This is a genomic window from Thioclava sp. UBA3469 (assembly GCF_002378135.1).
Taxonomy (GTDB): domain Bacteria; phylum Pseudomonadota; class Alphaproteobacteria; order Rhodobacterales; family Rhodobacteraceae; genus Thioclava; species Thioclava sediminum.
In genome coordinates this window covers 41,009-41,904 of record NZ_DFRG01000058.1, presented here as the reverse complement: position 1 = coordinate 41,904, position 896 = coordinate 41,009, and the positions used below count along the sequence as shown (strand labels likewise).

2 protein-coding genes are annotated in these 896 nt (G+C 68.2%); both read left to right on the top strand.

Annotated elements, in window-relative coordinates:
* Positions 1–207 (top strand): hypothetical protein (locus tag B3D39_RS04885; protein ID WP_286789425.1); only part of this gene is annotated, 207 nt, incomplete at its 5' end.
* 101 nt (positions 208–308) lie between these two features.
* A partial coding sequence (locus tag B3D39_RS04880; RefSeq protein WP_286789424.1) for an FUSC family protein occupies positions 309–896 on the top strand: 588 nt, incomplete at its 3' end.

Here is an 896-nt window from a genome sequence, read left to right as displayed (position 1 = left end):
TTCGGCGAGGATCAGGGCCGCTACCTCGTGGCCTGCTCCTTCGACCAGGCGGAGGCGCTGATGGTCGCCGCCCGCAAGGCCGAGGTGCCGCTTTACACCGTGGGTCGCTTCGGCGGCGACACGGTCGGCTTCGGTTCGGACAGCGCCCCGCTGGAGGAGCTGTCGAACCTCTATCGCACGGCCTTCAAAGCGGCGATCGACGCCTGAGTTCTGTGACCTGACGCAGGGCGGACATGCGCGCCGGGCGGTTTTTTACCGCCCGCGCACAAGCTAATGTCGCGGCGATCCACCGATTTCAGGTTCCCGCTTTGACCAGTTCCACCCTCGCCTATGCCGCCCGGCTGTTTCTCGCCGCGACGCTTGCCCTGACTGCCGCCCGGTTACTGGGCCTGACCAATATCTATTGGGCGGCCATGCCCGTCTGGGTCGTGATCCAACCCCATCGCGAAGACATGGCGCTGCGCGCGGTGCTGCGGGTCGCAGGCACCTTGGTCGGCGCCAGTATCGGGATCGCCGCTCTGACTTGGCTGCCCGTGCCGGGAATCGCGCTGACCGTGGCACTGACCGCAGCCATCGGCGTCGGCATCGCCTACCGGATCGGGACGCATTGGGCCTATGGCTTCACGCTGATGGCGATCACGATCGGCGTGGTGGTGATGCCCGCGCTGGGGATGGGGGCGGATGCGATACCGCTCGCGCTCGACCGGGTCGCCTGCACCCTTCTGGGCGTCATCTCGGTGACGGCGGTGAACTGGCTCTTCACGCCCGCCCGTCGCGCGCCGATGCCGCCGCGGCCGAACCCGCATTTCGTCCAGCAGCTTTGGCTGCGCATGGCGGCGGTGGCGGTGCTCACGGGCGGGGCCACGCTGATCGACGCCCATTTCACCCATCCCGCC